Annotated in this window: 3 protein-coding genes; 2 read left to right on the top strand and 1 reads right to left on the bottom strand. The window is 52.4% G+C overall.

What is annotated here, in order from left to right; translation table 11 throughout:
• The first annotated feature begins 1 nt into the window (after position 1).
• Positions 2–607: a response regulator transcription factor RcsB gene (gene rcsB / locus KQJ19_RS22125; RefSeq protein ID WP_253296400.1), complete on the top strand. Its 606-nt coding sequence runs from the start codon at positions 2–4 to the stop codon at positions 605–607.
• A 112-nt stretch (positions 608–719) separates the two neighbouring features.
• Here the strand turns inward: rcsB and rcsC are convergent, their stop codons facing one another.
• The gene (rcsC, locus tag KQJ19_RS22120) at positions 720–3,566 is read right to left on the bottom strand and encodes a two-component system sensor histidine kinase RcsC (RefSeq protein ID WP_200049373.1); all 2,847 of its coding nucleotides are present in this window, start codon (positions 3,564–3,566) and stop codon (positions 720–722) included.
• Positions 3,567–3,734: 168 nt separating this feature from the next.
• Here rcsC and atoS point away from each other — a divergent pair.
• Positions 3,735–5,515, top strand: a 1,781-nt coding sequence (atoS, locus tag KQJ19_RS22115) for a two-component system sensor histidine kinase AtoS (RefSeq protein WP_216404156.1), incomplete at its 3' end; no start/stop codon positions are given.

The raw sequence follows: 5,515 nt of genomic DNA, 5'->3' as shown, positions 1-5,515 counted from the left end.
ACTGTTCGGTATTCGTAAATCACTTGAGCAAATCGAGTGGGTAAACGTTGTCGGCGAATTTGAAGACTCCACTGCACTGATCAACAATTTGCCTAAGTTAGATGCTCATGTGTTGATTACCGACCTCTCCATGCCGGGAGATAAATACGGTGACGGGATCACGTTAATTAAGTATATCAAGCGCCATTTCCCGAGCCTGTCGATTATTGTTCTCACCATGAACAACAACCCGGCAATCCTGAGCGCGGTACTGGATCTCGATATTGAAGGAATTGTCCTGAAGCAAGGCGCGCCAACAGATCTGCCGAAAGCGCTTGCCGCGCTGCAGAAGGGTAAGAAATTCACCCCGGAAAGCGTTTCTCGTCTGCTGGAAAAAATCAGCGCCAGCGGTTACGGCGACAAACGTCTGTCACCGAAAGAGAGCGAAGTTCTGCGCCTGTTTGCCGAAGGTTTCCTGGTTACTGAAATCGCGAAAAAACTCAACCGCAGTATAAAAACCATCAGCAGCCAGAAAAAGTCGGCAATGATGAAACTCGGTGTGGAAAACGATATCGCCCTGTTGAATTACCTTTCTTCCGTCACGCTGAGTCCGTCAGACAAAGAGTAATTCTTTTAACCTCGACGTGCCTGATGGCACGGCATTTATCAGGCCTACGAATGACACGATGTTGTGCGTGTTCCGTAGGCCGGATAAGGCAAATGCCCCCATCCGGCCTCTTTTATTCCCGCGCCTTTCTCACTCTTTCCGCATAGACCGTCAGCGTTTGCTTCAATACATCTAACGTCACCGGCTTAGACAGACAGCTATCCATACCTGACTCCAGACAACGCTGCTTCTCTTCAGCCAGCGCGTTGGCCGTCACGCCGACAACCGGCAGGGTTAATCCTAACTGGCGAATACGCTGGGTCAGACGATAACCATCCATGTTCGGCATGTTAACGTCGCTCAGCACGATGTCGATATGGTTTTTACTCAGTACATTGAGTGCGTCCACGCCGTCATTCGCGGTTTTACACTGATACCCCAACGATCCCAACTGATCGGCCAGTAAACGCCTGTTGATAGGATGATCGTCGACCACCAGAATCATCATGTCATCGTTAGTTGCAGCAACTTTATCCGGGGCTGGCAACGCCGTTGAAAGCTCTTCACTGCTCAGCTCAAGGCTGTAGATATGCGCCAACAGCGCGGGCAATTCGTGAGGCGATGCCACGCTGTGCACCCACTCCCCAGGCCCCCTTTCCAGCGGAATACCGATATGACGACGGCAGAAAATCACCGCGGCACGTCCTTGCCACGCCTGGTCCAGCACATCGTCGGCAATCAGCAGGTCATCCGCATCCGGTTGCTGTCCCTCATAGCACTGCACCGTCATCCCGTTACGCGCCAGACTGGATTCAATAAACTGGTACAGCGACGCGTTACGCACCGCCAGCCAGCAACGTTTGCCGACAAGCCCTTCGATACCTTTTTTCAGCGGGTACTGCGCGCCATAAAGCGGAATACGCAGCATAAACTGGCTACCCATTCCCGGTTCAGAATCGACGGAAATATCCCCATCCATCATGCTGATCAGTTTTTCACAGATAGCCAAACCAAGCCCGGTTCCCTGGAAATTACGCTGTACGCCGGTTCCCACCTGGAAGAAAGGATCGAACAAGCGGACGACCTCTTTGGCTGGGATCCCAACCCCGGTATCACGCACGCGAATACTGAGATAGTCTTCGTTGCACTGCACGTGCAGCACAATGCAGCCGGTATCGGTAAACTTGATAGCATTACTCAGTAGATTGGAAATCACCTGCTGCAAACGCATCGGATCACCATTGAGCGCCACCGGTACATTCGGCTCGATAAAGCAGTACAACCCCAGCTGTTTGCGAACCACCAGCGGCAAATAGTTAGCCGTAATATGATTCATTACTTCACGCGGTGAAAACTCGCGCGGTTCAATCTTCAGCTGTTCAGATTCAATTTTCGAGAAATCGAGAATATCGCTGATAATCTTCAACAGCAGGCTGGAAGAGTTGTTCATCGCCGTCACCAGACGATCCACTCCGTTGGGTAACTCTTTGGTTTGCAACAAATCAAGGTTACCGATAATGCCATACAGCGGCGTACGCAGCTCGTGGCTTACCGTCGCAAGGAACATCGATTTGGACTGGCTCGCCTGCTCCGCCGCCTGCGCCATCTCCTGTAACGACTCTTCCATTTTAACGCGCGCGCTGATGTCAACCAGCACACAAATTGCCACGTTTTCATTACGATAGCGCGAGTGCACAAAGCTGATTTGCAGATTGGTATTGTTGCTGGTCAGCACATCAACAAAATTGACCTGCTGGCCGCAGATAATTTGCGTTAACCGTTGCCGGTCTTCATGCGTTAGCATGTTGAGATAGGTGTGCGCCAGCTCATTACTCAGGATGTTAATGCCATCTATCGTACGCAGAATACAAATCCCAACCGGCGCGGAAGCCACGATTTTACGGTTAAACTGCTCGTGCTCTTCCAGGCGCTGGGCATCGCTTTCCGCAGGAATAAAAATGCGCCGCTCATACATGCGCGTGAGCATAAATAACGCCGCGCCAACCAGCACATTCAGCAGAATAGCGTTCAGGATCATCATGCGGATCCGCTCCAGCACCAGGTCGACCGGTACTGAATAAACAATGCTTAGCGATGACGGGGGCAGGTTTTTCTTCAGCACCAGTTCGTGAAAACCCGACGTATAGCCAAACCAGGAGCGCTCCTGCATCCAGCGAGGTTCAGCCTTAATATTACCCTCGGGGCCGGTGAGCGAAATCAGCGCATGACCATTTTCATCAAGGATGGTCACACCCATCGGCAAACTGCCCGGCGTGAAAAAGTTCTCCATGCGGATAGGCTGTTCCACACCCAACAGCGCCTGCAGGCGATTAGCGAGATAAACCGGCGTCAGCGCATAGAAATAGCCTATCCCCGGCCGCGGCCCCTGGCTAATCCAGAACAGGTTATTACCGTTTTCGTCCTGCGGTGCATTGCGATACTTAATAATGCGCTCATGCAGCGCCTTCAACGCCCCGTCACGTTCGACAGGCATATCACGCAGACCGAAATTGGCCATGCAAAGGTTATCGCTGCCGATCAGGAACACACGATTCAAATCATAGGCCGCGGAAAAGTTATCCCGCCAGTAGCGCATAAACCACGCCAACGATTCCAGCGAACCTCGCCAGGCGTTGCCCATCACCGAGCAGTCGGAGTCGGCAAACAGCGGCTCGAAGTTTGGCACGGCAGTTTTATCATCTCGCGCGCGCAACGACATCACGCCGTTTTCCGCCGTTAAGCGATTCTCCGCGATATATTTCAGCTCTTTAATCACATCAGAGGTGCGCTGAATGTAACGTTGGGCCTGATCGGAACTGAGGTTAAGCTCCTGGTGAATCTCGGACTCTCTCTGGTGCAGCGCATTCACGATGTAGAAAACGGAGGCAAATGCGATTAGCCCCCAGATCAGGAGCGCCAACGCCCTGAACAGATAGCGTGAGACTTTTAGCGTTGAATGAACGGAAGCAAGGTATTTCAAAGGGGCGAAGCTCCGCCTCAGGGCATTAATAGAGTGTGGTTAAGGTAGCGGTAAATGTCCGGCGTCGCAATGCCCTCTCTTTACGGGAATATGATACACCGCTCTGAAACCATTGTCTTAACCCGTGATAATCGTCGTTTGCCTGAAAAACACTGCACGGATGTCAGAATGCGCGACCTGAGATGGCTGGCTCGTCGGTTATACCCACGACGATTACGCAACCAAATGATCATGATGGCCATCCTGATGGTCATCATTCCGACGATATCTATAGGTTATATCGTAGAAACTGAAGGCCGTTCAGCAGTCTTATCTGAAAAAGAGAAAAAACTGTCATCGGTGATAACCCTGCTAAACGATGCGCTGGGCGACCGCTTTAGTCACTACCCAAATTTGCCGCGTGAAGCACGCATTCGCGCGCTTAATCAAGAGTTGGCCCCCATCACCGAGCGCATTACGCAAGCGTTTCCCGGCATTGGCGCCGGGTATTATCACAAAGCGCTGGATGCCATTATCACCTACGCCCCCTCCGCGCTTTACCAAGGCAACGTAGGTATCACCATCACCGAGGATCATCCCGGACGCGAAGTGATGAGTAGCAACGCACCTGTGGTCTATTCCGGGCGACAGGTTCGCGGCGACATACTCAACTCGATGATCCCAATAGCGCGCCAGGGAGAGGTTATTGGGTATATCTGGGCCAATGAGCTCACCGAAGATATCCGCCAGCAGGCCTGGAGAATGGATGTCAGGATTATTGCCGTACTGGTTGCCGGGCTCATCTGTAGCCTGCTGCTCATCGTGCACTTCTCACGCCGACTCAGTGCGAATATCGATATCATCACCGATGGGCTTTCCACGCTGGCACAAAAAACCCCTACCCGATTGCCTGAACTCCCCGGCGAGTTAGGACAAATCAGCCGTAGCGTCAATGCGCTGGCACAAACGCTACGGGAAACCAAAACCCTTAACGATCTGATCATTGAAAATGCCGCAGATGGCGTGATCGCCATCGACAGGCAAGGCGACGTTACCACCATGAACCCGGCGGCAGAACAGATAACGGGCTACACGCTGCATGAGCTGGTCGGACAGCCCTATGCGACGCTCTTTGCCAATACGCAGTTTTATAGCCCGGTACTGGACACCCTTGAGCACGGTACTGAACATGTGGCCCAGGAAATTAGCTTTCCAGGACGTGAACGCACCATTGAGATCAGTGTAACCACCAGTCGGATCCATAACGCACACGGCGAGCTGATTGGCGCGCTGGTTATTTTCTCCGATTTAACCGCCCGTAAAGAGACCCAGCGTCGACTGGCGCAAACCGAAAGGCTTGCCACCCTGGGTGAGCTGATGGCCGGCGTCGCGCATGAAGTGCGAAACCCGCTGACCGCAATTCGTGGGTACGTCCAGATCATCCGCCAGCAAACCTCGCTGCCGGAACATCAGGAATATTTATCTGTTGTGCTGAATGAAATTGATTCCATCAATAAAGTTATTCAACAACTGTTAGATTTCTCACGCCCACGACAAAGTCAGTGGCAACAGATTCGGCTCAATGCGCTCATTGAAGAGACGCTAATCCTGGTGCAAACCGCTGGCCTGCAGGCACGGATCGCCTTTACAACGGAATTAGATCCCAGCCTGCCGCCGATCGTCGCCGATCGCGAACTCATCAAACAGGTGATCCTCAATATTTTAATCAATGCGGTGCAGGCGATCGCTGCGCGAGGCGAAATTCGCATCCGTACCTGGCAATACTCGGCCTCGCAACAGGCCGTGATGATTGAAGATAATGGCAACGGTATCGATCTCGCCATACAGAAGAAAATATTCGATCCCTTTTTTACGACAAAAGCATCAGGCACCGGTCTTGGACTGGCGCTGAGCCAGCGCATCATCAACGCGCATCAGGGGGATATCCACGTAACCAGCCAGCCTGGCTG

Origin of the sequence: Citrobacter sp. S46_ASV_140 (assembly GCF_018919545.1) — a bacterium.
Lineage (GTDB): Bacteria > Pseudomonadota > Gammaproteobacteria > Enterobacterales > Enterobacteriaceae > Citrobacter > Citrobacter braakii.
Note: the sequence above shows the minus strand (reverse complement) of the source record. Positions and strands in the feature narration are given on the sequence as shown.